Origin of the sequence: Hydrogenophaga sp. YM1, from assembly GCF_016903055.1 — a bacterium.
Taxonomy (GTDB): Bacteria; Pseudomonadota; Gammaproteobacteria; order Burkholderiales; family Burkholderiaceae_C; genus Hydrogenophaga; species Hydrogenophaga borbori.
In genome coordinates this window covers 2,465,974-2,491,954 of record NZ_CP070223.1, presented here as the reverse complement: position 1 = coordinate 2,491,954, position 25,981 = coordinate 2,465,974, and the positions used below count along the sequence as shown (strand labels likewise).

23 protein-coding genes are annotated in these 25,981 nt (G+C 69.0%); 7 read left to right on the top strand and 16 right to left on the bottom strand.

Annotated elements, in window-relative coordinates:
- Nucleotides 1-7 precede the first annotated feature (7 nt).
- From JNX00_RS11625 to JNX00_RS11595, 7 genes are all read right to left on the bottom strand, one after another.
- On the bottom strand, nucleotides 8-1,063 hold the full coding sequence (locus JNX00_RS11625) for a FemAB family XrtA/PEP-CTERM system-associated protein (protein ID WP_175442817.1): 1,056 nt from the start codon (nucleotides 1,061-1,063) through the stop codon (nucleotides 8-10).
- Nucleotides 1,056-1,922, bottom strand: coding sequence for an XrtA system polysaccharide deacetylase (locus tag JNX00_RS11620; RefSeq protein WP_204742362.1), 867 nt, complete (start codon nucleotides 1,920-1,922; stop codon nucleotides 1,056-1,058). The genes JNX00_RS11625 and JNX00_RS11620 overlap by 8 nt, the downstream gene beginning before the upstream one ends.
- 22 nt (nucleotides 1,923-1,944) lie before the next feature.
- Nucleotides 1,945-3,093 carry an XrtA/PEP-CTERM system-associated ATPase gene (locus JNX00_RS11615; RefSeq protein ID WP_070398525.1) on the bottom strand — a complete coding sequence of 383 codons (1,149 nt, stop codon included), beginning with the start codon at nucleotides 3,091-3,093 and terminating at the stop codon, nucleotides 1,945-1,947.
- Between the two features lie 3 nt (nucleotides 3,094-3,096).
- Nucleotides 3,097-4,629 carry a TIGR03016 family PEP-CTERM system-associated outer membrane protein gene (locus tag JNX00_RS11610; RefSeq protein WP_204742361.1) on the bottom strand — a complete coding sequence of 511 codons (1,533 nt, stop codon included), beginning with the start codon at nucleotides 4,627-4,629 and terminating at the stop codon, nucleotides 3,097-3,099.
- A 78-nt stretch (nucleotides 4,630-4,707) separates the two neighbouring features.
- Nucleotides 4,708-5,622, bottom strand: a complete 915-nt coding sequence (locus tag JNX00_RS11605) for an XrtA-associated tyrosine autokinase (protein ID WP_204742360.1) — start codon at nucleotides 5,620-5,622, stop codon at nucleotides 4,708-4,710.
- A 15-nt stretch (nucleotides 5,623-5,637) separates the two neighbouring features.
- Entirely contained in the window at nucleotides 5,638-7,206 is a 1,569-nt protein-coding gene (locus JNX00_RS11600) for an XrtA system polysaccharide chain length determinant (protein WP_070398528.1), read from the bottom strand.
- A gap of 69 nt (nucleotides 7,207-7,275) precedes the next feature.
- Complete coding sequence (locus JNX00_RS11595; RefSeq protein ID WP_070398529.1) at nucleotides 7,276-7,899, bottom strand: XrtA/PEP-CTERM system exopolysaccharide export protein; 624 nt, start codon at nucleotides 7,897-7,899, stop codon at nucleotides 7,276-7,278.
- Between the two features lie 260 nt (nucleotides 7,900-8,159).
- Here JNX00_RS11595 and JNX00_RS11590 point away from each other — a divergent pair, with 260 nt between their 5' ends.
- A complete protein-coding gene (locus JNX00_RS11590; protein WP_070398530.1) occupies nucleotides 8,160-9,356 on the top strand; it encodes an amino acid aminotransferase in 1,197 nt (398 codons plus the stop codon).
- 90 nt (nucleotides 9,357-9,446) lie between these two features.
- Here the strand turns inward: JNX00_RS11590 and ygiD are convergent, their stop codons facing one another.
- Nucleotides 9,447-10,259, bottom strand: a complete 813-nt coding sequence (ygiD, locus tag JNX00_RS11585; protein ID WP_204742359.1) for a 4,5-DOPA dioxygenase extradiol — start codon at nucleotides 10,257-10,259, stop codon at nucleotides 9,447-9,449.
- Nucleotides 10,260-10,387: 128 nt separating this feature from the next.
- Between ygiD and phaZ the strand changes: the two genes are divergently transcribed.
- Both phaZ and rsxB read left to right on the top strand, forming a co-directional pair.
- The gene (gene phaZ, locus JNX00_RS11580; protein ID WP_204742358.1) at nucleotides 10,388-11,797 is read left to right on the top strand and encodes a polyhydroxyalkanoate depolymerase; all 1,410 of its coding nucleotides are present in this window, start codon (nucleotides 10,388-10,390) and stop codon (nucleotides 11,795-11,797) included.
- Between the two features lie 31 nt (nucleotides 11,798-11,828).
- Nucleotides 11,829-12,488, top strand: a complete 660-nt coding sequence (rsxB, locus tag JNX00_RS11575) for an electron transport complex subunit RsxB (RefSeq protein WP_204742357.1) — start codon at nucleotides 11,829-11,831, stop codon at nucleotides 12,486-12,488.
- Between the two features lie 15 nt (nucleotides 12,489-12,503).
- Here the strand turns inward: rsxB and JNX00_RS11570 are convergent, their stop codons facing one another.
- Nucleotides 12,504-14,018 (bottom strand): methyl-accepting chemotaxis protein, encoded by a 1,515-nt coding sequence (locus tag JNX00_RS11570; RefSeq protein WP_070398534.1) that lies wholly within the window; start codon nucleotides 14,016-14,018, stop codon nucleotides 12,504-12,506.
- Nucleotides 14,019-14,225: 207 nt separating this feature from the next.
- Between JNX00_RS11570 and JNX00_RS11565 the strand changes: the two genes are divergently transcribed.
- A complete protein-coding gene (locus JNX00_RS11565) occupies nucleotides 14,226-14,375 on the top strand; it encodes a hypothetical protein (protein ID WP_204742356.1) in 150 nt (49 codons plus the stop codon).
- A gap of 21 nt (nucleotides 14,376-14,396) precedes the next feature.
- On the opposite strand, the gene JNX00_RS11560 is transcribed toward JNX00_RS11565, so the two are convergent.
- The 6 genes from JNX00_RS11560 to scpA form a co-directional block, all read right to left on the bottom strand.
- The gene (locus tag JNX00_RS11560) at nucleotides 14,397-14,894 is read right to left on the bottom strand and encodes a VOC family protein (protein ID WP_204742355.1); all 498 of its coding nucleotides are present in this window, start codon (nucleotides 14,892-14,894) and stop codon (nucleotides 14,397-14,399) included.
- 2 nt (nucleotides 14,895-14,896) lie between these two features.
- Complete coding sequence (locus JNX00_RS11555; RefSeq protein ID WP_175442819.1) at nucleotides 14,897-15,505, bottom strand: methyltransferase domain-containing protein; 609 nt, start codon at nucleotides 15,503-15,505, stop codon at nucleotides 14,897-14,899.
- 98 nt (nucleotides 15,506-15,603) lie between these two features.
- Complete coding sequence (locus JNX00_RS11550) at nucleotides 15,604-17,652, bottom strand: acetyl/propionyl/methylcrotonyl-CoA carboxylase subunit alpha (protein ID WP_204742354.1); 2,049 nt, start codon at nucleotides 17,650-17,652, stop codon at nucleotides 15,604-15,606.
- Between the two features lie 20 nt (nucleotides 17,653-17,672).
- Complete coding sequence (locus tag JNX00_RS11545) at nucleotides 17,673-19,205, bottom strand: acyl-CoA carboxylase subunit beta (RefSeq protein ID WP_070398538.1); 1,533 nt, start codon at nucleotides 19,203-19,205, stop codon at nucleotides 17,673-17,675.
- An 18-nt stretch (nucleotides 19,206-19,223) separates the two neighbouring features.
- Nucleotides 19,224-20,234 (bottom strand): methylmalonyl Co-A mutase-associated GTPase MeaB, encoded by a 1,011-nt coding sequence (meaB, locus tag JNX00_RS11540; protein WP_275564526.1) that lies wholly within the window; start codon nucleotides 20,232-20,234, stop codon nucleotides 19,224-19,226.
- Between the two features lie 2 nt (nucleotides 20,235-20,236).
- Nucleotides 20,237-22,393 (bottom strand): methylmalonyl-CoA mutase, encoded by a 2,157-nt coding sequence (gene scpA / locus JNX00_RS11535; RefSeq protein ID WP_204742353.1) that lies wholly within the window; start codon nucleotides 22,391-22,393, stop codon nucleotides 20,237-20,239.
- 132 nt (nucleotides 22,394-22,525) lie between these two features.
- On the opposite strand from scpA, the gene JNX00_RS11530 reads away from it, so the two are divergent.
- Nucleotides 22,526-23,182 (top strand): GntR family transcriptional regulator, encoded by a 657-nt coding sequence (locus tag JNX00_RS11530; protein WP_204742352.1) that lies wholly within the window; start codon nucleotides 22,526-22,528, stop codon nucleotides 23,180-23,182.
- Between the two features lie 19 nt (nucleotides 23,183-23,201).
- Here the strand turns inward: JNX00_RS11530 and JNX00_RS11525 are convergent, their stop codons facing one another.
- A complete protein-coding gene (locus JNX00_RS11525; protein WP_204742351.1) occupies nucleotides 23,202-24,023 on the bottom strand; it encodes an IclR family transcriptional regulator in 822 nt (273 codons plus the stop codon).
- Nucleotides 24,024-24,089: 66 nt separating this feature from the next.
- Here JNX00_RS11525 and JNX00_RS11520 point away from each other — a divergent pair, with 66 nt between their 5' ends.
- On the top strand, nucleotides 24,090-25,052 hold the full coding sequence (locus tag JNX00_RS11520) for a tripartite tricarboxylate transporter substrate binding protein (RefSeq protein ID WP_204742350.1): 963 nt from the start codon (nucleotides 24,090-24,092) through the stop codon (nucleotides 25,050-25,052).
- A 19-nt stretch (nucleotides 25,053-25,071) separates the two neighbouring features.
- The gene (locus JNX00_RS11515) at nucleotides 25,072-25,953 is read left to right on the top strand and encodes a TauD/TfdA family dioxygenase (RefSeq protein ID WP_204742349.1); all 882 of its coding nucleotides are present in this window, start codon (nucleotides 25,072-25,074) and stop codon (nucleotides 25,951-25,953) included.
- The last annotated feature ends 28 nt before the right edge of the window (nucleotides 25,954-25,981 follow it).

Genomic DNA, 25,981 nt, shown 5'->3' with positions numbered 1-25,981 from the left:
CCTGCCCTCACCCCAGGTTCCTGACGATGTGCGGGCCCAGCCAGTTGGCCACCGGCAGCGGCAGGCGCCGCCAGGTCTCGATCATCAGCTTGTACTTGGGGTTGGCCGGGTTGTTCTGGGGGATGCTGTCGCGCTTGTAGAGCCGGTACTCGTAGTGCAGCGGCGTGGGCTCGAAGCCCCAGTTGCGCTTGAACGAGAACGGCCCGGTGCCGACCTTGCTGCGGCCGTAGTCGAAGACCTTGAGGCCGCGCGCGCAGGCGCGGCGCATGAGTTCCCAGTACTTGAAGTCGTTGCCGGCCAGGTCGCGCGCGGCGGTGTCGTCGCCCGCGAAGGTGGGCAGCACCTCGTCGCGGAAGTAGAAGCTCAGCACGCTGGACAGGGGTTTGCCCTGGTCGTCGGTGACGGTGAGCACCTCGCAGTCGTCGCCGAAGGTGTCGCGCAAGGCCTGGAAGTAGCGCCGCGACAGCGCCGGCGTGCCATGCCGGTGCACGTTGCTGGCGTAGAGCGCGAAGAAACGGTCCACGCCGGGGTCGATGTGCGAGACCAGGCCGTTCTTGATGCCCTTGCGCACCATGGCGCGCTGCTTGCGCGGAATGGCCAGCATGTTGGCCTCTTCGGTCGGCTCGATGGGCTTGCGGAAGGTGACGTACAGCGCGTCCTGCGCGGGCCAGTCGGGGTGGCGGCGCTGCAGGTGGCGCAGTTCCAGGTGGTCCACGCCCAGGCGCTGGGCGATGGCCTGGGCCTCGGCCTCCAGCGCGGCGCGGGCCTCGTCGTCCAGCGCGGCCACGCCGCCATAGGCCGCGAACGGCAGGCTGCTCAGCGAATGGCCGAACAGGCGGCTGTGCACGCGCGCCAGCGGCAGCACGCCGCGGATCTGGCCGTTCGATTCGGCCCACAGGAAATGCGTGTCGTGGCGCAGCACCTCGCGCGTGATGCGCTCCCAGCCCGCGCGGTGGAAAAAGGTGGCCTCGGGGCAGGCCGTCACGAAGGCGTCCCAGCGCGCGGCATCCGCGGCGCGCGAGCCATCGAGGCGGTGCAGGCTCAGGTTCGTGGTCTCAGGCAAGCGCCACCTCTGCCTGCCGGCGCCCGAGGAAGATCTGGTCCATGCGGCCCCAGGGCAGGTCCTTCAGGAGCCGGCGCAGTTTGGCCTCGTTGCGCTCGAGATTCACGTAGTGGCGAAAGCGCGTCTTCAGGTCGATGCCGGGCACGCGCGGCTGCTCGGCGTCGATCTCCCAGGGATGGAAATAGAAGATGGCGGACTCGCCGTCGCGCCGGTTCACCGATTCGATCATCCAGCGCGACAGGCTGTAGGGCAGCAAGCGGAAGTAGCCGCCGCCGCTGGACGGCAGGTTGTGGCTGAAGACCCGCAGCGTGGTGGGCGGCACCTCGATCAGGCCCTCGCGCACGGGGTGCACGAAGCGCGGCGCGTCGGGCGAGCCGTAGTGGTCGTGGCGCACCGGGTAGATGCTGGAGCTGTAGCGGTGGCCGGTGTCGGCCAGCACGTCCAGGGCCCAGAGGTTGCCCTCGCCGATAGAAAAACTCGGCGCGCGGTAGCCCAGCACCTCCACGCCGCCGGTGTCTTCCAGCACGCGCCGCGCGCGCACCACGTCGTCGCGGAAGTCGGTGGCGTCCAGGTCGCTCACGCGCTGGTGCCCATAACCGTGGCTGGCGAGCTCGTGGCCCTGCTCGACGATGCGGCGCACCATGGCCGGGTAGCGCTCGGCGATCCAGCCGAGGGTGAAGAAGGTGGCCTGCGCGCCCTCGTCGGCCAGCATCTGCAGGATGCGGTCCACGTTGCGTTCGACGCGGCACTCGCAGCGGTCCCAGTCGCTGCGCCGGATGTAGGGCGCCAGGGCGGAGACCTGGAAGTAGTCCTCGACGTCGATGGTGAGGGCATTCAGGCGATCGGTTTTCATCAGCATGAGGTGCTCTCCCTGAAAGGGGTCAGCCCGGCGGCGTGTCGCTGGGCGCGCCGCCCTGCGGACCGTTTCCATTGCGTCCCTTGCGGGCGCCCGCGACGATGCGCCGCAGCGAGCTGAGGATTTCCAGGCTGATGCGCTCCTGGCGCAGCACGCTGCGCTCGATGCGCAGCAGGCGCGCGCTGAGCTGCTCGGCCGCCACCTGCGTGAGCTGCTCGGACATGCCCTCGACCATGCCGGGGTCGATGTCCAGGTCCAGCGGCTCGACCTGGTCGGTGAGCGTGGGCGGCATGCCGCGCAGGGGAATCTCGGCCAATGGGCCCCAGCGGCTGGCGTCCTGCTCGGTGCGCGTGGGCGAGGCGGCGGTCTCGGCGCGGGCCTCGTTCACCACGTCCTGGAAGGCTTCCAGCGTGAGGTGCGGCGTCTCGGCCAGAAAGCCCTGCAACAGCAGCCGGTCCACCAGCAGGTTGATGCGGCGCGGGATGCCGCCCGACTCCTGGTGCAGCAGCGCGAAGATGCCTTCGTCGAAGGTGGGTTTGTCGGTGGCGCCGGCGCACTTGAGGCGGTGCTCCACATAGCCGCGCGTGTCTTCCTCGTCCAGCGGGCCCAGGTGGCAACGCGCCGTGACGCGCTGGCGCAGCTGCAGCATGCGCGGGCTTTGCAGGATGTCGCGGAACTCGGGCTGGCCGATCAGGAAGGTCTGCAGCAGCGCCTGGTCGCCGAACTGGAAGTTGGAGAGCATGCGCAACTCCTCCACCGCCTGGGGCTGCAGGTTCTGCGCCTCGTCGACGATCAGCAGGCAGCGCTTGCCCTGCGAGACCTGGGTGATGAAGTAGGCCTCCAGGGCCATGAGCATGTCGGCCTTGCTGTTGCCCTTGACGGACACGCCGAAGGCGGCGCACACCAGCTTGAGCGCGTCCTCGGCGCCCAGCTGGGTGCTGACGAGCTGGGCGGCCACGACCGAGCCGTTCTCCAGGCTGTCGAGCAGGTCGCGCACGATGGTGGTCTTGCCAGCGCCCACCTCGCCCGTGATGACGATGAAGCCCTCGCCGCGCATGACGCCGTACACCAGATAGGAGCGCGCGCGCCGGTGCGGCTTGCCCGAGAAATAGAAACGCGGGTCCGGGTTGAGCTGGAAAGGCTTGCTCTTGAGCCCGTAGAAGGCTTCGTACATGGATCAGAACCGATGGGAAACCATGGCCTGGATGGCCGTTTCCCGGTAAGGGGTGGTGGCGTCGAACGACGAGCGGCGCAGCATCACGACACCGGTGGTGCGAGCGCTCAGGCGCGTGGTCAGCGCCAGGGTGATCGAATCGAGCCGGTTGAACAGCGTCGTGCCCACGCCCACGTTTTCCTGGCGCTGGAAGGTGATGCTGGCCGCGGAGCGCGGCGAGAGGCGGTGCGCGTAGGCCACGCTCCAGCCCTTTTGCAGGATCTCGCTGGCGAAGTTGAAGTCGTCGCCGGTGACCAGGCTGTTGTTGAGCTGGTTCGAGCGCGTGCGCTGGATCGCGGCCGTGAGGGCGCCGCGGTTGAGCATCAGCACGAAGGCCAGTTCCTGGATGCGCTGCTCGGTGACGAAGGACGTGAGGTAGCCGGGGAAGTTGGTGGTGTTGCCCGGCAGGCCCAGGCGCTCCAGCTCGCTCTGCACGCGCTGCGCGCGCTGCACCGGGTCGGGGATGCTGCCGCCGTACAGGGCGTCGAGCAGGCCCGACAGGGTGGTGCTGCCGTCGCCCAGTCCCAGCTGGCTGGTGGAGATGTCGCGCGAGTCCGTGAAGCGCACCACCGCGCGGCGCATCTGGTACTCGGCCTGAAGGTTGTGGTCGTGGCCGAAAAAGCGCTTGTTCGCGCCCATGGCAATGCGCGCGTTTTGCGTCGGTCGCCAGTTGAAGCCGCCGCCCCAGGTGGAGTAGGACTCGGTGTCGGCCGTGAGCACGTTGTTGGATTCGCGGCCGCCCTGCACGTAGACCAGCAGCGTCGGGGTCACCGCGTAGTTCAGTTGGCCGATCACCTGCTGCAGCGTGACCTTGCGGCCCAGGCTGTAGTCGAGGTTGCTGCGCGAGGCGTCCAGCGCCCAGCCCAGGCGGGCCACTCCCTCGCTGCTGGCCAGGCGGCCCGAGACGGTGTTCTCGTCGATGTCCGATCGGTTGTCGGCCTGGGTGCGCGAGGTGAAGCGGCTGTAGCGCAACTCGTAGTCGACGGCGTCGTTGAAGCTGCCGCGCAGGTAGGGCGAGATACGGAACTGCTTGGTCTCCGCCAGGTTCGGGCGCTCGAAATCGCCCACCGGTTGCACATCGAAGGCCGACACGCGGCTGCGGCCGACGTTGCCGTTGAACTCGACGAAGGCGGTGTTGTTCCAGGCGTCGAGCAGCAAGTTGGCGTCCAGGCCCTGCAGGTGATCCTCCTGCCCCACGCCTTGCGCCTGGTACAGGCCGCTGAGCGAGTAGTCGACGCTGCCGGTCAGGCGCGGCAGGTTGAAGACGGCCAGCACCGAGGCGCCCAGCTCGGTGGTCCATTCGGACTGGCGGTCGGTGCCGCTGAGCAGGTAGTTGTCGGTGTACCACTGGCGGGCGAACACGCGCGGCTCGATCCACACGCGCGGCGGCGGCCCCTGCGGTGTGATCGACTCCTGCACCTGGGTGGTGGCGCCCGGCACTTCCATCGGCACCTGCGCGCGCGCCGTTCCCGCCAGCGCCAGGGTGGCCAGGGCCACGGCGCTCAGTGGCAGGCGGCACCGGAGGCGCGGGATCGAGGGGGTCGCTATCGGGCGCATGGTCTGCCTCGCTGGCCGTCAGGCCGTGGTGTTCGCCTCGGCCGGCGCATCCGTGCCGTAGCCGTAGCCATAGCCGTAGGAGTTGCGCTCTTCCTCGCGGACCTGGTTGAGCACCATGAGCTTGATCGGACAGTTCTCGATCGCCTCCAGCGCGTGGCGCACCTGGGCGCGCTGCGTCTGGCCGGCCTGCACCACCATCACGATCTGGCCCATGTGCGAGGCCAGCACGCGCGACTCGGTGGTCATCAGCAGCGGCGGCGAATCGAAAATGATGATGCGCTCGGGGTAGCGGCGCCCCATCTCCTCCACCAGCGTGCTCATGGCGTCGCTGGCCAGCAGTTCGGTGGCGCGCGCGTGCGGCGTGCCACTGGGCAGCAGCGTGAGCTTGTCGATGTTGGTGCGCAGCAGCACCTCGGACATCTCGGTCTCGTTGCCCACCAGCAGGTCCATCAGGCCCCGGCCGGACGGCAGGCCCAGGGTCTTCATGACCGAGGGGCGCGAGACGTCGGCGTCGACCAGCAGCACCGTGTGGTCGAGCTCCATGGCGATGCTCACCGCCAGGTTGATGGCGGTGAAGGTCTTGCCCTCGCCCGCCAGCGCGCTGGTGATCATGATGCGGTTGCCGTGGGTCACGGGCGCGGCGCCCTTGCCCATGGCGTTGGCCAGCAGCGGGCGCTTGATGACGCGGAACTGCTCGGCCGTGAGCGAGCGCTGGGCCTTGGGCGTGACGAAGCCCGCTTCCGTCAGGGCGTCCAGGTCGAGCTGCACGACCTTGGAGCTGCTCTGCGGACGCAGGGGCTGGGTGGGCCGCGGCATGGCCACAGGCGGGCGCGCCGCGGCAGCCGGCGGGGCCTCGGGCGTGTCGGGTATGTCGGCCCCGGCCTGGCGAAGCTGCTCCAGCCGTTGCGCCGCTTTTTCGATCAGACTTGCCATCGCTTCAGGCCCCATTCAAACGGATGACTGGTGAATGGACAGCGCCACCATGCCCAGCGCGAACAGCAGCACCAGCGCGGCGATCGCGACGATCACCCGCAGCAAGCTGCGCCCCTGGCGGTGGCGGATCACCTCGTTGCGCACCTGGGTGACCACGCCCAGCAGGGGCAGGTCGACCGCGCTGCGCAGGCCGGCGGCATCGAAGTACACCGGCCGCAGGTTGCTCACCATGAACGCCACCGCCGCGCCGGCCACCAGCGAGAGCAGCAGCACGCCGGGCAGCAGCACCACGCGGTTGGGGGCCACCGGGCGGCGCGACACCTGAGGCGGCTCGACCACGCGGAACTGCGCCACGTGCGCGTCGCTCTGCAGCTCGTTGCTCAGGGCCACGGTCTCGCGCCGCGCGACCAGGTCCTCGTAGTTCTTGCGGTGCACGTCGTAGTCGCGGTTGAGTTGGGCCAGTTCGGCCTCGACCTGCGGCGCCACCTTGGCCTGTTCGCGGATGCGGGCCGCGCGGCCTTCGTATTCAGCCACGCGCGCGCGCAGCGAGGCGACCTGCACCTCGGTGGCGGCCAGCGTGCGCGACATCTCCTGCATCGCGGGGTTCATGTCGGGCATGGGCCGGCCGGCGGCCTCGGCCTGCTGGGCACGTTTGCGCAGGGCCTCGACCTCGCGCGCCTTCTGCTGCTCGAGCTCGGCGATCAGCTTGCGGGTGTTCTGCACGTCGGGGTGCTGCTCGGTGAAGCGCTGCAGCAGGCCGTCGAGGTTGCGGCGCAGCACGTCGATGCGGGCGTCGATCTCGGGCGTGGCGAATGTCTGGGCAGGCAAGGTGGCGGCGGCGTTGCGGGCCGCGGCGCGGGCCTGCTCGAGCTGGGCACGGGCCGCTTCGCGGGCGCTTTCGGCCTCGCGCAGCTCCAGCCGCGCCTGGCTCAGCGTGGTGCTGATCTCGGCCATGCGACCGGCCATGTCCACCCCACCCTGGGTCTGCATGTCGATGTGGCGCAGGCGGAAGTCCTTCAACCGCGTCTCGGCGTCGGTGAGCTTGGACTCATAGTTGCGGATCTGCTCCTCGATGAACTTGCGCGCGTTCTGCGCATCGGCCGTGTAGGCCCCCGTGCGCGAGGCAATGAAGGTCTTCATCAGCGCGTCCACCACGCGCAGCGCCAGCTGCGGGTTCTGGTCGCGGTAGGAGATGGTGTACAGGTTGTCGCGGCCGGTGGACTTGAGCTGGATGTTGCCCATGATGCGGCCGACCAGCGCGTCCCGCTCTGCCTTGCCGGCCAGGGGCACGCCCAGGTCCTCGGTCTGCACCAGCTTCTCGATGGTGGGCCGGCTGATGAGTGTGCGGCCCAGCATCGCCACCTGCTGCTCGACGTCGGGCTGGATCGTCAGACCCGCCATCAGCGGACGCAGGATGGATTGCGTGTCGACGTACACCCGGGCCGATGCCTCGAAGCGGTCGGGGATGAACATCACGGCGGCGGCGCCCAGGAGGGCCACGGCCCATGCCACGGCCACACCGGTGCGGCGGTACAGCCACATGCCGCGCAGCGCGTTGGTGAGTTGGTGGATCAGTTCATGCATGCGGATGGCGGGACGATCGGGGCAAGCGCGATCACCGTCGGACGACGGTGATCAATCGGAAGGGCTTGGTCAGAACCAGCCTTGGGGAATGATCAGCACATCGCCCGGCAGCATCTCGACGTTGGCCGAGATGTCGCCGCGCTTGACCAGGTCGTCCAGGCGCACGCTGTAGCGCTTGTTGCCTTCGGCGGCGCGCACGATGGTGGCCTTGTTGCCGCTGGCGAATTCGGTCAGGCCGCCGGAGGCGATCAGCACGTCCATCACCGTCATCTTGTGGCGGAACGGCAGGGCCTGGGGCTTGACGGCCTCGCCCACCACACGGACCTGCTCGCTGTGCGAGCCCACGAAGTTGGTGACGATCACGGTCACCACCGGATCGCGCACGTACTTGCCGAGCGCCTTCTCGACGTCGCGGGCGATTTCCTGCGAGGTCTTGCCCTGGGCAAGGAGTTCATCGACGAGCGGGGCGGAGACCTTGCCGTCCGGCCGCACGGGCACCACGGCCGACAGCTCCGGGTTGCGCCACACGCTGATGGACAGCGTGTCGCCCGGGCCGACAAGGTAGTTGTAACTGGCGCCCGCGGATGCGGTCGGAGGCGCGGGCGGATACGAACCGCCGCTGGCGCAGCCAGCCAGGATGGCCGCAGCCGCCAACATGGCCACGCGGAAGCGGATGGACGTATGTTTTTGCATGCTCACGGCCTCCAAAGAAGGGACAAGTGTTAATAAAAGTAAACAGTCGGCGAATATACCCCAGCACCCTATGGTGAACCACCTTCACGCCTCGGGAAACTCATTCAAACGTGGGACTCCATGCAGTACTGCACGCGCAGTACATCATGGCGACGCAAGCGCAGTCAAAGGTCGACACCTGACGAAGCTCCGATACCCCCGGCTGTGCGGTGGCCAGCGCTCTAGAATTCCGGGTCTTCCACCTCTTCCCCAGCCCCCTCATGAGCCTCTTCTCCGCCGTTGAAATGGCCCCCCGCGACCCGATCCTGGGTCTGAACGAGCAGTTCGCCGCCGACAGCAACCCCAACAAGGTGAACCTTGGGGTGGGCGTGTATTTCGACGAGAACGGCAAGCTGCCGCTGCTGCAGTGCGTGCAGGCGGCCGAGAAGGCCATGATGGACAAGCCCGCCGCGCGCGGCTACCTGCCCATCGACGGCATCGCCGCCTACGACAACGCGGTCAAGGGCCTGGTCTTCGGCGCCGACAGCGAACCCGTCAAGAGCGGACGCGTGGCCACCGTGCAGGCCCTGGGCGGCACCGGCGGCCTCAAGATCGGCGCCGACTTCCTCAAGCGCCTGAGCCCGTCCGCCAAGGTGCTGATCAGCGACCCGAGCTGGGAAAACCACCGCGCCCTCTTCACCCAGGCCGGCTTCGAGGTCGGCACGTACACCTACTACGACGCGGCCAAGCGCGGCGTGGACTTCGACGGCATGCTGGCCAGCCTGCAGGCCGCCGCGCCCGGCACCATCGCCGTGCTGCACGCCTGCTGCCACAACCCCACCGGCTACGACATCACGCCCACGCAATGGGATCGCGTGATCGAGGTCGTCAAGGCGCGCGGCCTCACGCCCTTCCTGGACATGGCCTATCAGGGCTTCGGCCACGGCATCGCCGAAGACGGCGCGGTGATCGCCAAGTTCGTGGCGGCCGGCCTGGTGTTCTTTGTCTCCACCTCGTTCTCCAAGAGCTTCAGCCTGTACGGCGAGCGCGTGGGCGCCCTGTCGGTGCTGTGCGCCGACAAGGCCGAGGCCGACCGCGTGCTCTCGCAGCTCAAGATCATGGTCCGCACCAACTACTCCAACCCGCCCATCCACGGCGGCGCGGTGGTGGCGGCCGTTCTCACCAACCCCGAGCTGCGCGCGCTGTGGGAGAAAGAGCTGGGCGAAATGCGCGTGCGCATCAAGGCCATGCGCCAGCAACTGGTGGAAGGGCTGAAGGCCGCCGGCGTGAAGCAGGACATGGGCTTCATCACCGACCAGATCGGCATGTTCAGCTACTCCGGCCTGACCAAGGACCAGATGGTGCGCCTGCGCAGCGAGTTCGGCGTCTACGGCACCGACACCGGCCGCATGTGCGTGGCCGCGCTCAACGGCAAGAACATCGGGCACGTCTGCAAGTCCATCGCCGCGGTGCTCTGAGCACCGCCTGGCCAGGGGGCCCGCGGAACCGGCTTCGCGGGGCCGCAGGCGCCGCCCCCTGTCAGGGAAACGCGCGAAGCGCGCCGGGGATCACCCCCAGATGACCGATCTCATCGAGATGGCGGCGGCCTGGAAGCCCTCGTTGAAGAACTCGATGGGCTCGTCCGGGTCGACGGCGCCGGCCGCGTAAAGCAGTGGCAGGTAGTGGTCCCAGGTGGGCTGCGACAGCTGGGCCATCTCGCCCTGCGACTGGAACGCCGCCAGGCCGGGGGCGTCGCCCGCCTGGATCAGGCCCCCGACGTGGGTGTCAAAGTCCACCGCCCAGTCGTAGGCCTGGTTGTCGGGCACGTCGCGGCGCATGACGCGCAGGTTGTGCACGATGTTGCCGCTGGCCACGATGAAGACGCCGCGCGAGCGCCAGGCCTTCAACTGGCGGCCGATGGCCAGGTGCTCGGCCGGCGGCCGGCCATAGTCCATGCTGAGCTGGACCACGGGGATGTCGGCCTGCGGAAACATGGGTTTGAGCACCGACCAGGCACCATGGTCCAGCCCCCACTCCCCTTCGTCGACACCCACCGCGCCCTGCCCCTCGGGCAACTGGAGCGACTGCGCGATCTCGCGCGCCAGGCCGGGCGCGCCGGGCGCGGGGTACTGCTGGTCGAACAGCGCCTGGGGGAAACCGCCGAAATCGTGGATGGTGCGCGGCCGGTCCATGCCGGTGAGCCACCAGCCATGGGTCAGCCAATGGGCCGAGACGCACAGGATCAGGCGTACCCCGGGGAGGCGCTCGCGCAGCTGAGGCCCCAGCGCCTGCCAGGTGCGGCGCCAGTGGTTGTCCTCGATGGTGTTCATGGGGCTGCCGTGGCCGACGAAGAGCACGGGCAGGCGATGGGGGGTGTTCATGGGCGGAATTGTCGGCCAGCCTGGTGCACAAAGGCGACAGTTGGGGTCTTTGCCCCCGTGTTCTCCCCAGAACAAGGCCATCGGCATCCTGCTACATTGCACTGCAACATTTCACGAAGGCATGACCCATGCTGTACCAGATCTACGAAACCCAGCGCTCTTTCATGGAGCCCTTCACCGACCTGGCCGAGGTCGCCTCGCGGATGTTCAGCAACCCGCAGCTGCCTTTCGCGCAGCTGCCCCTGGCCCAGCGCATCTCGGCCGGCTACGACCTGCTGCACCGCCTGGGCAAGGACTACGAGAAGCCCGAATTCGGCATCCGGACCGTGGACGTGAACGGCGTGGACGTGGCCATCCATGAGCGCGTGGACATCGACAAGCCCTTCTGCGAGCTGCGCCGCTTCAAGCGCTTCACCGACGACCCCAACACCCTGACCGCGCTCAAGGTGCAGCCGGTGGTGCTGGTGGTGGCGCCGCTGTCGGGTCACTACGCCACCCTGCTGCGCGACACGGTTCGCACCCTGCTCAAGGACCACAAGGTCTACATCACCGACTGGAAGAACGCCCGCCTGGTGCCGCTGGCCGAGGGCGAGTTCCACCTGGACGACTACATCAACTACGTGCAGGAGTTCATCGGCCACGTGCAGGGCATTTACGGCAACTGCCACGTGATGAGCGTGTGCCAGCCCACGGTGCCGGTGCTGGCCGCGGTGTCGCTAATGGCCAGCCGGGGCGAAAAGGTGCCCCTGTCCATGACCATGATGGGCGGCCCGATCGACGCCCGCAAGTCGCCCACGGCGGTGAACAACCTGGCCATGCAGCGCAGCCACGAGTGGTTCGAGAACAACGTCATCTACCGTGTGCCGGAGAAGTTCCCCGGCGCCGGCCGGCGCGTGTACCCGGGCTTCCTGCAGCACAGCGGCTTCGTGGCCATGAACCCGGACCGCCACGCCTCCAGCCACTACGACTACTTCCAGGACCTGGTGAAAGGCGACAACGACAGCGCCGAGGCGCACCGCAAGTTCTACGACGAGTACAACGCCGTGCTCGACATGGACGCCGACTACTACCTCGAAACCATCAAGACCGTGTTCCAGGACTTCGAGCTCGTCAAGGGCACCTGGGACGTGCGCAATGAACAGGGCCAGCTGGAGCGCGTGCGCCCGCAGGACATCCGCGAGGGCGGCCTGCTGACCATCGAGGGCGAACTCGACGACATTTCGGGCGCCGGCCAGACCGCCGCCGCCCACGGGCTGTGCTCCGGCATCCCCCCAGCGCACCACCTGCACTACGAGGCCAAGGGCGCCGGCCACTACGGCATCTTCAGCGGCCGGCGCTGGCGCGAGATGGTCTACCCGGTGGTCAAGGCCTTCATCGCGGCACACCAGCCGCCCCAGGCGGCGACAGCCGGCGTGCGTCCGGCGCCGAAGGCCGCGGCCAAGGCCGGCGCCGCGAAGCGCGCCGCCCAAGCCCGCGCGAAGCCGGCCGCCAAGGCGGCGCCGAAATCCCCCGCGCGCCGCAAGCCGGCCACGGTCTGAGACCCGGCGGCCCCCGGCCGCCCAACACGGCATGAATCCACTCGCCCGGCGCATCGACGATGCCCTGCCGCAGACGCAGTGCCAGCGCTGCGGCTACCCCGACTGCGCCAGCTACGCCCAGGCCGTGGCCGGCGGCGAGGCCGGCATCAACCAATGCCCGCCCGGCGGCGCCGAAGGCGTCGATCGCCTCGCGACCATCACCGGCCGCCCCGCCCTGCCCCTGAGCCGCCAGCACGGCATCGAAGGGCCGGTGACCGTGGCCGTGATCGACGAGGACTGGTGCATTGGCTGCACCTTGTGCATCAAGGCCTGCCCCACCGACGCCATCGCGGGCGCGAACAAGCGCATGCACACCGTGGTGGAGCCCTGGTGCACCGGCTGCGAGCTCTGCATCCCCGTCTGCCCGGTGGACTGCATTTCGCTGGAGAACGTGAGCGGCGAGCGCACCGGCTGGGCCGGCTGGTCGGTCGCGCAGGCGATCCTGGCCAAGACGCGCTACGACGCGCGGCGCGAGCGCCTGGCCCGCGAGGCGCAGGAGCACGAGGCCCGTCTGCAAGCCAAGGCCGAGGCCAAGCTCGCCGACCTGCCCGCGGCGTCGACCATCACCGACCCCGAGGCGCTCGATCGCAAGCGAGCGGTGATCGAGGCCGCGCTGGCCCGTGCGCGGGCGAAACGCCAGCCCGGCGGCTGAGCCGCGGGCGCTGCCTCAACGCGCCGCGACCGTCTTGTAGACGCCGCAGCCCACGTACAGGGCGTCCACCTTCACCACATAGGACATCTTGGCCTGCACCGCGCCGCTGGCCGGGTTGACGATGTCGTACTCCACCCAGCCCGGGCCCTGTTCGGCCTGGCTCACGATGGCGGCCAGCAGCGCCGCGCCGTCCACGCCGGCGATGTCGTGCACGCGGCTGCCCAGCTTGTCGGGCTTGCCGCCGAAGGCGCGGTAGACGCCCGAGGCGTCGAGCGCGAACACGTACATGTCGCGGTCGTGGAAACCGCGCGCGGGCTCGGTCAGGTCGCGCACAAAGGTCTCGGCCGACACCTGGCGGCGGTGCGTCAGGGCCTTGTCCACCAGGGCCATGGCCTCCTCGGCCGTGCCCTGCTGCAGCATGAAACGGCTCACCGCGCGCGACAGGTGCGCCGCGCGCTGCTCCAGCCGGTTGGCCTGCTGCACGGCCAGCTCCACCATCTGCGCGTTGCGCTGGGTGATCTGGTCGAGCTGGCTCACGGCGGTGCTGATCTCGGCCAGCCCGGTGCTCTGCTCGGCGCTGGAGGCGGAAATCGACGACAGCTTGCCGGCCACGCCGCGCACGCCGTCGACGATGCTTGCCATGCTCTGGCCGGCATCGCGGATCTGCGCGGCGCCGCTTTCCACCTGGGCGCGCGAGGCCTCGATGAGGGCGCGGATCTCGCGCGCCGAGGCGGCCGAGCGCTGGGCCAGCGAACGCACCTCGCCGGCCACCACCGCGAAACCGCGGCCCTGCTCGCCGGCGCGCGCGGCCTCCACGGCGGCATTGAGCGCAAGGATGTTGGTCTGGAAGGCCAGGCTGTCGATCACGCCGATGATCTCGTTCATCTGCGCGGCGCCTTTCTGGATGCCCTCCACGGTGCCCACCGCCTGGTGCATGGCGCCCGCGCCGCGTTCGGCCACGTCGCGCACCTGCGCGGCCTGGCGGTCCGAGTCGCTGGCCGTCTGCGCGTTCTGCGCCACCGCGCCGGTGAGCTGCTGCACGCTGGCCGCGGTCTGCTCGAGGTTGGCGGCCTGCTGCTCGGTGCGCTCGGCCAGGTCGCGGTTGCCCACGGCCAGGCTGCGGCCGGCGTGCGCCACCAGCGCCGAGTTGCTGCGCACCTCGGCCACCATGCCCGAGAGGCTGCCGATCATGCGGTCGAGCAGGCGCGCCAGGTCGGCCAGCTCGTCGTGGCCGTCCACGCGCGGGTGCGCGCGCAGGTTGCCGCCGGCCGTGTCGGCCATGGCGTCGAGCAGGCGGCGGAAATCACCAAGGAAAGCGGCGCGAAAGGCCATCAACAGGTAGGCCAGCAGGACCAGGCCGGACGCCGCCACGGGGGCGATGGCGCCGGTGCGGTCCGTGGCGGCCAGCGCCAGCGCGGCCACCAGTGGCCAGGCCGCGGCCAAGGCCAGGCAGGCCAGCTTGCCGCCCAGGCGCCAGCGGCGCATGAGCCACACGCCCGGGCGCATCAGGGGATTCGAAGAGGGGGTCATGGGGCTTGTGCTCCTCTGCCGTAGGGCCCACAGGGGCTTGCTGACGACTGTAGAAGGACCCCGCGCCCGGCAATGGCGAAAACAAACCCCCGAAAGTCGGCCATTTGCGCCGGCCCATTTGCGCCGGCCATCTGCGCCGGCCATCACCCGGTCAGCGAAGCGGAAGCCACCACAGCCCTGCCAAGGCCACCCAGCCGCCACGCGAACGTGGTGCGCTGGGTGGCCAACGCGCAGCGCCGCCGCCCGCCCCTTCCCGCCGAGGAAGAGGACGCCCTGTTCGCGCGCTTTCGCCGATCGCCGGAGCTGATCGAACGGTTCGAATGGCCGCCGGCCTCGCGCCCTCGCTTCGAGGAATGAGGCGCCGGGGCGCAGCGCGCCTCAGGCGGGCGTCCCCGTGGCCAGCGCATCGAAGGCGCTGACCACCTCGGGCGGCGCCTGCACCAGCTCGATCAGCACGCCCTCGCCGGCGATCGGGAATTCCTCGCTGGCCTTGGGGTGCAGAAAGGTGATGTCGAAACCCGCCGCGCCCTGGCGGATGCCGCCGGGCGCGAAGCGCACGCCGCGCCCGGTGAGCCACTCCACCGCCTTGGGCAAATCGTCGATCCACAGGCCAATGTGGTTGAGCGGCGTGGCATGCACCGCGGGCTTCTTGTCGGGATCCAGCGGCTGCATCAGGTCCACCTCGACCTTGAACGGCCCGCTGCCGATGGCGCAGATGTCCTCGTCCACGTTCTCGCGTTCGCTGCGGAAGCTGCCCGTCAGTTCCAGGCCCAGCATGTCCACCCACAGGGTCTGCAAGCGGTGCTTGTCGGGGCCGCCGATGGCGATCTGTTGCACACCGAGGACACGGAAGGGACGGGGGGAAGCGGTGTTCATGGTCAATGGATGCCGTGGGTGGCGTGGGCCGCCGGCTCCAGCGACCAGACGGTCGCCGGCGGCAGGTTGGCCCAGACGGTGGTGACACGCCGCCAGCGCCAGCCCGGCGGCAATTGATCGAATGGCCGCACGTGGCGCGCCGCGTAGGTGTACTGCAGCAGGCGCGCGTTGGGCTGGCGCTCCAGCAGCGCCAGCATGGCCTGCACGCAGCGCCTGGCCTCGTCGCGCGGCATGGACAAGAGGGGCAGCGAGGACACCAGCATGAGCGAGCTGGCCGCCGGCAGGGGCAGCACGTCCAGCCGCGTGGCGCAGGCGTGCAGCACCTCGGCGCGCGGAAAGCGGTGGTGCAGGTGGCGCACCAGGCCGGGGTCGCGTTCGATGATGAAGAAGCGGTCGGGCGGTGGCCCGAGGTCGGCCAGTGCCCGGGTGATGGCGCCGGTGCCGGCGCCGATTTCCAACAGCAGCTCGGGCCCCACGCGGGACACCTCCGCCGCGACGGCCTGCGCCAGCGCCCGCGAGGCCGGGGCAATGGCCCCCACCCGCCGCGGGTTGCGCACCCAGGCCAATGCAAACGCCAAACCACTCAGCCCCTGACCGCGTCCGTCCGCCATGTGCCGTGCTCCAACAAGCCGTGGAGTCCGCAGGGTAACCCAGCCCGGCGGGCTTGTGGCGGCAGCGGAGGAAACAGCCGGTCGGGCCGGCACGGCCTTCATTCGAACTCGACGATGGCCTGGTCAACGGCCAGGGACTCCCCTTGCTGGGCCAGCACCTTGGCCACCGTGCCGTCGGCCGAGGCGAACAGCACGTTTTCCATCTTCATGGCCTCGATGACGGCCACGCGCTCGCCGGCCTGTACCTTCTGGCCCGGCTGCACGGCCACCTGCACCAGCAGGCCTGGCATGGGCGACAGGACGTACTTGCTCATGTCGGGTGGCGCCTTGAAGGGCATGAGCGCGTGCAGCTCGGCCATGCGCGGCGAGACCACCATGGCCTCGATGCGCGTGCCGTTGTGCTGCACCACCAGCGCCAGCGGGTTGCGTGGCGTGCCCCGCTCCAGCTGGGCCGTGAACGGCTGGCCGTTGCACACGCCGACGGTGCAGATGTCGTTGAGCCGCGACGGGCTCTGGAAGGCGTAGCGCTTCTCGCCCACCATGACCACCGCCGCGCCCACCTGGCCCAGCACCTCGTCCACGTGCACGTTCACGCGGCGGTGCGCGCCGGCCTTGTCGAGCACGATCACCGTGTAGTCGTGCCCCACCTTCACGCCGTAGCCGGGCAGCTGGCCGCTCAGGCCGGCCGCGCGCTCGCGGCTCTTGCGGCGCACGAACGCCGCCAACGCCACGAGGAAGTCGGGATCGTCGTGCGGCACGTCCTCGGCGCGAAAGCCCTGGCCGTAATGCTCGGCGATGAAGCCGGTGTTGAAGTCGCCCGCCACGAACTTGGGATGCGCGAGCAGCGCGGCCTGGAAAGGAATATTGCTTTGCACACCGCGGATGACGAAACCGTTGAGCGCTTCGCGCATCTTGGCGATGGCCTCGTTGCGGTCGCGGCCGTGCACGATGAGCTTGGCGATCATCGAGTCGTAGTACATGGGGATCTCGCCGCCGTCCTGCACGCCGGTGTCCACGCGCACGCCGAAACGGTGCGCCGTGTCGGCCTGCCACATGGTCTGCGGCGGCGCGGCGAAGCGCACCAGACGGCCCGTGCTGGGCAGGAAGTTGCGGAACGGGTCCTCGGCGTTGATGCGGCACTCGATGGCCCAGCCCTCGCGCTTCACGTCGGCCTGCGCCAGCGGCAGCTTTTCACCGGCGGCCACGCGGATCATCAGCTCCACCAGGTCCAGACCGGTGATGCATTCCGTGACCGGGTGCTCCACCTGCAGGCGGGTGTTCATCTCCAGGAAGTAGAAGTCCTGGTCCCTGCCCACCACGAACTCCACCGTGCCCGCGCTCTGGTACTTCACGGCCTTGGCCAGGGCCACGGCCTGCTCACCCATGGCCCGGCGCGTGGCCTCGCTGATGAAGGGCGACGGCGCCTCCTCGATCACCTTCTGGTGGCGGCGCTGGATGGAGCACTCGCGCTCGTTCAGGTAAATCACGTTGCCGTGCGCGTCGCCCAGCACCTGGATCTCGATGTGGCGCGGCTCCTGGACGAACTTCTCCATGAAGACGCGGTCGTCGCCGAAGCTGTTGCGCGCCTCGTTGCGACAGCTCGTGAAGCCCTCGAAGCACTCCTTGTCGCTGAAGGCCACGCGCAGGCCCTTGCCGCCGCCGCCGGCGCTGGCCTTGATCATGACCGGGTAGCCGATCTTCTGCGCGATGGCCACCGCCTCCTCGGGCGACTGGATGGGCTCGTTGTGGCCCGGAATGGTGCTCACCTTCGCCTCGTTCGCGAGCTTCTTGGACGCGATCTTGTCGCCCATGGCCGCAATGGAGTAGTGCTTGGGGCCGATGAAGACCAGGCCCTGTTCTTCCACCTGGCGCGCGAAGTCCTCGTTCTCGGACAGGAAGCCATAGCCGGGGTGGATGGCCTCGGCGCCGGTCTGCTTCGCGGCGGCGATGATGGCCTCGCCCAACAGGTAGCTCTCGCGCGAGGGCGGCGGCCCCAGGCGCACGGCCTCGTCGGCCAGCTGCACATGGCGCGCTTCCTTGTCGGCGTCGGAGTACACCGCCACGGTGGCGATGCCCAGCTTCTTGGCCGTGGCGATGACGCGGCAGGCGATCTCGCCGCGGTTGGCGATCAGGATCTTCTTGAACATGTCTTTCTCTCCTCGGGCCTTCAGAGCGGAATGTTCCCGTGCTTGCGCCACGGGTTCTCCAGCTTCTTGTCCTTGAGCATCACCAGCGAGCGACCAATGCGCTTGCGCGTCTCGTGCGGCAGGATCACGTCGTCGATGAAGCCGCGCGCGCCGGCCACGAAGGGGTTGGCGAAGCGGGCCTTGTACTCGGCCTCGCGCTGCGCGAGCTTGGCCGGGTCCTTCTTCTCCTCGCGGAAGATGATCTCCACCGCGCCCTTGGCGCCCATCACCGCGATCTCGGCGTTGGGCCAGGCGAAGTTCACGTCGCCGCGCAGGTGCTTGGAGGCCATCACGTCGTAGGCGCCGCCGTAGGCCTTGCGCGTGATCACGGTGATCTTGGGCACGGTGCACTCGGCGTAGGCATAGAGCAGCTTGGCGCCGTGCTTGATGATGCCGCCGTACTCCTGGCTGGTGCCGGGCATGAAGCCGGGCACGTCGACGAAGGTGACGACGGGGATGTTGAAGCAGTCGCAGAAGCGCACGAAGCGCGCGGCCTTGATGGAGCTCTTGATGTCCAGGCAGCCCGCCAGCACCAGCGGCTGGTTGGCGACGATGCCCACGGTCTGGCCGTCCATGCGCGCGAAGCCGATCACGATGTTCTTGGCGTACTCGGGCTGCAGCTCGAAAAAGTCCCCGTCGTCCACGATCTTGAGGATGAGCTCCTTCATGTCGTAGGGCTTGTTGGGGTTGTCGGGCACCAGGGTGTCCAGGCTCAGCTCCATGCGGTCGATCGGATCGCCACTGGGCCGCACCGGCGCCTTCTCCCTGTTGTTGAGCGGCAGGTAGTTGAACAGGCGGCGCAGCATCAGCAGCGCCTCCACGTCGTTGTCGAAGGCCAGGTCGGCGACGCCGCTGCGCGTGGTGTGGGTGATGGCGCCGCCCAGTTCCTCCGCCGTCACTTCCTCGTGCGTGACGGTCTTCACCACTTCGGGGCCGGTGACGAACATGTAGCTGGAGTCCTTCACCATGAAGATGAAGTCCGTCATGGCGGGCGAGTACACCGCGCCGCCCGCGCTGGGGCCCATGATCATGCTGATCTGCGGCACCACGCCGCTGGCCAGCACGTTGCGCTGGAACACGTCGGCGTAGCCCCCGAGCGAGGCCACGCCTTCCTGGATGCGCGCGCCGCCCGAGTCGTTGAGGCCGATGACGGGCGCGCCAACCTTCATGGCCTGGTCCATCACCTTGCAGATCTTCTCGGCGTGCGCCTCGGAGAGCGCGCCGCCGAAGACGGTGAAGTCCTGGCTGAAAACGAAGACCAGGCGGCCGTTGATCATGCCGTAGCCGGTGACCACGCCGTCGCCGGGGATCTTGTTGTCCGCCATGCCGAAGTCGGTGCAGCGGTGCTCGACGAACATGTCCCATTCCTCGAAGGTGCCCTCGTCGAGCAGCACCTCCAGGCGCTCGCGCGCGCTGAGCTTGCCCTTGGCGTGCTGCGCCTCGATGCGCTTGGCGCCGCCGCCCAGGCGCGCGCGGGCGCGCTTGTCTTCGAGCTGTTGCAGGATGTCTTGCATGGTTCTTCTCCAGAGAATTCAGTCGAACAGCGCGAGCAGCTGCCGCGCCGCGGTGCTGGCGGGCAGACGGCCATCGAGCACTTGCGTGGTGGTGTCGGCCAGCGCGGCGCGCACCGCCGGGTGTTCGCGGAAGCGCTGCTTGAGTCCGGCGTCGATGCGCTCCCACATCCAGGCCTTGGCCTGGCGCTGGCGGCGCGCGGCGAGTTCGCCATTGGCGCTCTGCACCTGGCGAAAGCGCTGAACCTCGGCCCAGAAGGCGGCGATGCCCTCGGCCTTGAGGGCCGAGAGCTGCAGCACCGTGGGGTGCCAGTGCGCGGTGTCGTGCGCCGCGTGCTCCGGCCGGCCGTGCTGGCCGAGCAGGCGCAGGGCGGAAGTGATCATCGCGCGCGCCCGCGTCGCGGCGTCGGCGTCGATGTCGGCCTTGTTGATGACCACCAGGTCGGCGATCTCCATCACGCCCTTCTTGATGGCCTGCAGGTCGTCGCCCGCATTGGGCAGCTGCAGCAGCGCGAAGCAGTCGGTCATGGCGGCCACGGCGGTCTCGCTCTGGCCCACGCCCACGGTCTCGACGATCACCACGTCGTAGCCGGCGGCCTCGCACACCAGCAGGGCCTCGCGCGTCTTTTCGGCCACCCCGCCCAGGGTGCCGCCGCTGGGGCTGGGGCGGATGAAGGCGCGCTCGTCCATGGACAGCCGCTCCATGCGCGTCTTGTCGCCCAGGATGGAGCCGCCCGAGACCGTGCTCGACGGGTCGATGGTGAGCACGGCCACGCGCTGGCCCTGTTCGATCAGGTGCAGGCCCAGCGCCTCGATGAAGGTGCTCTTGCCCACGCCGGGCACGCCGCTCAGGCCCAGGCGGAAGGCCCGGCCGGTGCGCGGCAGCAGCGCGGTGAGCAGCTCGTCGCCCTGGGCGCGGTGGTCGGCGCGCGTGGACTCGAGCAGCGTGATGGCCTTGGCCATGGCGCGGCGCTGCGCCATGCCCTGGCCTTGCACGATGGCGTCGAGCAAGGCTTGCGGCGACGCGGCCAGGCTCAAGCCACCGCCTTCTTGATCTGTTCCAGCACGTCCTTGGCGCTGGCCGGAATGGGCGTGCCGGGGCCGTAGATGCCCTTGACGCCGGCCTCGTAGAGGAAGTCGTAGTCCTGGCGCGGAATCACACCGCCCACGAAGACCACGATGTCATCGGCGCCCTGCTTGCGCAGCTCCGCGATGATCGCGGGCACCAGGGTCTTGTGGCCCGCGGCCAGGGTGCTCACGCCCACGGCGTGCACGTCGTTCTCGATGGCCTGGCGCGCGCACTCCTCGGGCGTCTGGAACAGCGGGCCCATGTCGACGTCGAAGCCCAGATCGGCGAAGGCCGTGGCCACCACCTTGGCGCCGCGGTCGTGGCCGTCCTGGCCGAGCTTGGCGATCATCACGCGCGGGCGGCGGCCCTGCTGCTCGCCGAAATCGGCGATCTCCTTCTGCAGCTGCGCCCAGCCTTCGGCGCTGTCGTAGGCGGCGGCGTACACGCCGGTCACCTTCTGGGTGTCGGCGCGGTGGCGGCCGAAGGCGGTTTCGAGGGCATCACTGACTTCTCCCACGGTGGCGCGCAGGCGCACCGCCTGAATGGACAGATCGAGCAGGTTGCCCTGCCCCGAACGGGCGGCCTCGGTGAGCGCGGCCAGCGCGGCCTTCACCGCGGCATCGTCGCGCGCGTCGCGCACCCGCTTCAGGCGCGCGATCTGCGCCTCGCGCACCTTCACGTTGTCGATGTCGAGGATCTCGACCGGGTCTTCGTTCTTGAGCTTGTACTTGTTGACGCCGACGATGACGTCCTTGCCGGAGTCGATGCGCGCCTGCTTCTCGGCCGCGGCGGCCTCGATCTTGAGCTTGGCCCAGCCGCTGTCCACCGCGCGGGTCATGCCGCCCATGGCGTCGACCTCCTCGATGATGGCCCAGGCCGCGTCGGCCATCTGCTGCGTCAGCGTCTCCATCATGTAGGAGCCGGCCCAGGGATCGACCACGCTGGTGATGTGGGTCTCTTCCTGAATGATGAGTTGGGTGTTGCGCGCGATGCGCGCGCTGAACTCGGTGGGCAGCGCGATGGCTTCGTCGAGCGCGTTGGTGTGCAGGCTCTGCGTGCCGCCGAACACCGCGGCCATGGCCTCGATGGTGGTGCGCACCACGTTGTTGTACGGGTCCTGCTCGGTCAGGCTCCAGCCCGAGGTCTGGCTGTGCGTGCGCAGCATCAGGCTCTTGGGGTTCTTCGCGCCGAAGCCCTTCATGATGCGGCACCACAGCAGGCGGGCCGCGCGCATCTTGGCGATCTCCAGGTAGAAGTTCATGCCGACCGCCCAGAAGAAGGACAGGCGGCCCGCGAAGGCGTCGACATCCAGGCCCTTGGCCATGGCGGTCTTCACATACTCCTTGCCGTCGGCCAGGGTGAAGGCGAGTTCCAGCGCCTGGTTGGCGCCGGCCTCCTGCATGTGGTAGCCCGAGATGCTGATCGAGTTGAACTTCGGCATGTGGCTGGCCGTGTACTCGATGATGTCGCCGATGATCCGCATGCTCGGCTCGGGCGGGTAGATGTAGGTGTTGCGGACCATGAACTCCTTGAGGATGTCGTTCTGGATGGTCCCGCTGAGCTGGTCCTGCGGCACGCCCTGTTCCTCGGCCGCCACCACGTAGCCCGCCAGCACCGGCAGCACCGCGCCGTTCATGGTCATGGACACGCTGACCTTGTCGAGCGGAATGCCGTCGAACAGGATCTTCATGTCCTCGACACTGTCGATGGCCACGCCGGCCTTGCCCACGTCGCCCGTCACGCGCGGGTGGTCGCTGTCGTAGCCGCGGTGGGTGGCCAGGTCGAAGGCCACGCTCACGCCCTGCCCGCCGGCCGCCAGGGCCTTGCGGTAGAAGGCGTTCGACTCTTCGGCGGTGGAAAAGCCCGCGTACTGGCGGATGGTCCAGGGCCGCACCGCGTACATGGTGGCCTGTGGACCACGGATGAAGGGCTCGAAACCGGGCAGCGTGTCGGTGTAGGCCAGGCCCTGCAGGTCGGCCGCGGTGTACAGCGGCTTGACGGCGATGCCGTCGGGCGTGGTCCAGGTCAGCGCGTCAAGCTGGCCGCCAGGGGCGGATCGGGAGGCGGCCTGGGTCCAGTCGGACAGCGTGGCGCGCGCGAAGGCGTCGGGGTGTTGGCTCATGGCGGCGGACGTGGAAAACGGCGGGAGCAAGGCAGGGGCGCAGGTGTTCTGCGGCTCAGGCACCACGGTGAGTGTACATCATTCATAATTATTGATGCAGAATTTCAATGCGCGGATAGAATCGGCGCCTGCATGGACACCGACACCGCCACCCCCACCGCCCCCTCCCTGGCGCCGCGCGCGCTGTACGAGGAAGTGGCCGAACGGCTGCGCCAGCGCATCTTCCAGCGCGAACTGGAGCCGGGCAGCTGGATCGACGAACTCAAGATCGCCGAGGCGTACGGCATCAGCCGCACCCCCCTGCGCGAAGCCCTGAAAGTGCTGGCCGCCGAAGGCCTGGTGACCATGAAGGTGCGCCGGGGCGCCTACGTCACCGAAGTGTCCGAGAAGGACCTGCGCGACGTCTACCACCTGCTGTCGCTGCTCGAATCGGACGCCGCCGGCGAAGTGGCCTCGCGCGGCGAGCCCGCCGCGCTGGACGAACTGGCCGCCCTGCACGATGAGCTGGAAAGCGCCGTGCACCAGCGCGACCGCTTCTTCGCCATCAACGAGCGCTTCCATCTGCGCCTGCTGGAGCTGGCCGACAACCGCTGGCGGCTGCAGATGGTGAGTGACCTGCGCAAGGTGATGAAGCTCAACCGCCACCATTCGCTGTTCAAGGCGGGCCGCATCGAAGAATCGCTGGCCGAGCACCGCGCCGTGATGGCCGCCCTGCGCGGGCGCGACGGTGCGCTGGCCGTGCAGCGCATGCGCGAGCACTTCGCCAGCGGACTCGAAGCCGCCACCTGAGGCCGGCGCCCCGCCCGGCTCAGTCCTCGCCGATCTCCCGCGCGATCGCGCGCCGCGTCTCCAGCAGCTTGGGCGCGACCTTCTCCACCAGCCATTCGCGCGGCAGCTTGTAGGCCGGCCCGCCCACGCTCACGCCGTACAGCTCGCCTTCGATGCCGCGCAGGCTGAAACCCAGGGCGTGGATGTCGGGGTGCCACTCGCCGAACGAGCTGCAGTAGCCGAGCCGCGCGTGCTCCTGCGCCGCCGCCTCCAGCCGCGACTGCGTCTGGGGCCAGGCCGCCTCGCCCACCGAGGCGCGGATCTCTTCATACAAGGCGGCGCGCTGCGCCGGTGGCAGTGCCGACAGATAAGCCCGGCCGGCGGCCGAGGTGGCGATGGTCATGCGCGAGCCCACGTCCATGCGCGACAGGATCAGCGCCGAGCGCGGCCGCAGGGTGTCGATCAGCAGCATGTCCAGCCCGTCGCGCACGGTCAGGTGGACGTTGGCGCCCGCCACCTCGGCCAGCTCCGCCAAGTGCAACCGGGCCCGCTGGCGGAAATCGAAGGTGCGCAGGTAGGCGTTGCCCAGCTGCAGCGTGGCCGGGCCCAGGCTGAAGCGTTCGCTGCCCGCGGCCTGCCTCAGAAAGCCGCTGGACAGCAGCGTGGCCGCCAGGCGCGACACCGTGGCCTTGGGGATGCCGGTGCCCTCGGCCAGCTCGCGGTTGGAGAGCGGCTCATCCGCCTCCGCCACGGCCTTGAGCACCGCCAGCCCCCGCGCCAGCGCACTGACCTCGTCCTTGCCCGAAGCGACGGCCTCTTCCGCTGCGCCACCGATCGCGCGTTTTTCGAGACGATGTTCCATTTTTTATTGCGCCTATATAATTTTGAGACGACGTTCCATTTTAATTACACCACCCGGAGACACACCTTGAACTGGATCAAGACAACCGCCCTCGCCCTGTCCCTCGGGCTGGCCGCCCTCGCGCCGGCCGCCGCCCAGGACTTTCCCAAGGGCCCGGTGAAAATCATCATCCCCTTCCCGCCCGGCGGACCGACCGACACCGTGGGCCGCCTGCTCGGCCAGAAGCTGCAGGAGACCTGGGGCCAGCCGGTGATCATCGACTACAAGCCCGGCGCCGGCACCGTGATCGGCGCCGACTTCGTCGCCAAGTCGGTCCCCGATGGCCAGACCATCGGCATGGTGAACTCGTCCCTGGCGGTGAACCCCACGCTGCGCAAGAAGCTGCCCTACGACACGCAGAAGGACCTGGCCGGCGTCACGCAGCTGTTCAACATGCAACTGGCCATCGTGGCGCACCCCAACGCGCCCTTCAACAACCTGCGCGAACTGATCGACTACGCCCGCAAGAACCCCGGCAAGCTGAACTACGGCACGCCCGGCGCCGGCAGCACCACGCACCTGGGCGCCGAGCTGCTCAAGCGCGAGGCCGGCTTCGAGATGCAGCACATCGCCATGAAGGGCAGCGCGCCCGCGCACACCGAACTCATGGGCGGGCGGCTCGACCTGGTGGTCGATCCCTTCCTGTCCATCCTGCCCTACGTGCAGGGCGGCCGCATGAAGATCATCGCCACCATGGGCGACAAGCGCGTGGCCGGCCACGACTACCCCACCGTCGCCGAAACCATCCCCGGCTTCAACGTCGGCGCCCTGCTCGGCTTCGTGGCACCCGCCGGCACGCCCAAGCCGGTGCTGCAGAAGATCCAGGCCGACACCGCCAAGGCCCTGGCCAGCGCCGACGTGCAAAAGCGCGCCCAGGAATTCGGCCTGCAGGTGGTGGGCTCCACGCCCGAGCAGTTCGATGCCTTCATCGCTTCGGAGATGAAGCGCTGGGGCCGCATCGTCACCGACGCCAAGATCGAACAGGAATGAATTGGAAGGACCCCGCACCGTGAGCTCCCTGCAACTCAAGCCCATCCACCCGGTCTTCGGCGCCGAGGCCAGCGGCCTGGACCTCACCCGCCCGCTCGCGGCCGAGGACGTGCGCGCGATCAACGCGGCCATGAACGAGCACGCCGTGCTGGTCTTTCGCGGCCAGCCGCTGACGGCTCAGCAGCAGCTCGATTTCGCCCGGCACTTCGGCCCGCTGGACATCGGCCTCAAGCGCGTGTTCAAGCGCCCCGAGCGCCTGGAAGACGAGCGCCTGATCGACATCTCCAACGTCGACGCCCAGGGCAAGATCGCGCGCCGCGACTCGCCCAAGAACCTCTCCAACTTCGCCAACCAGCTCTGGCACAGCGACAGCTCCTTCATGAACCCGCGCGCGGCCTACTCGATGCTGCATTGCGTGATCACGCCCAGCTGGGGCGGCAACACCGAGTTCGCCGACCTGCGCCACGCCTACGACACGCTGGACGAGCGCACCAAGGCCGAGATCGAGGACCTCCAGGCCGAGCACTTCGCGCTGCACACGCGCATCCTGCTGGGCGACGACGCCTACACCGACGACCAGAAGAAGGAGATCCCGCCGGCGGTCTGGCCGCTGGCGGACACCCACCCGGGCTCGGGCCGCAAGGTGCTGTTCGTCGGCGTGCACGCGCGCGAGGTGATCGGCTGGCCGATCGCCGAAGGCCGCATGTACCTGAGCGACCTGCTGGAGCACGCCACGCGGCGCGAGAACGTCTACGTGCACGAATGGTCGCCGGGCGACCTGGTGATCTGGGACAACCGCAGCACCCTGCACCGCGGCCGCCGCTACGACATCAGCGAGCGGCGCGAACTGCGCCGCACCACCATCAACGACACGCCCGAGGCGATGCTGCGGGCGGCCTGAGCGCCACCGTCCGCGGGCGCTGCGCCGC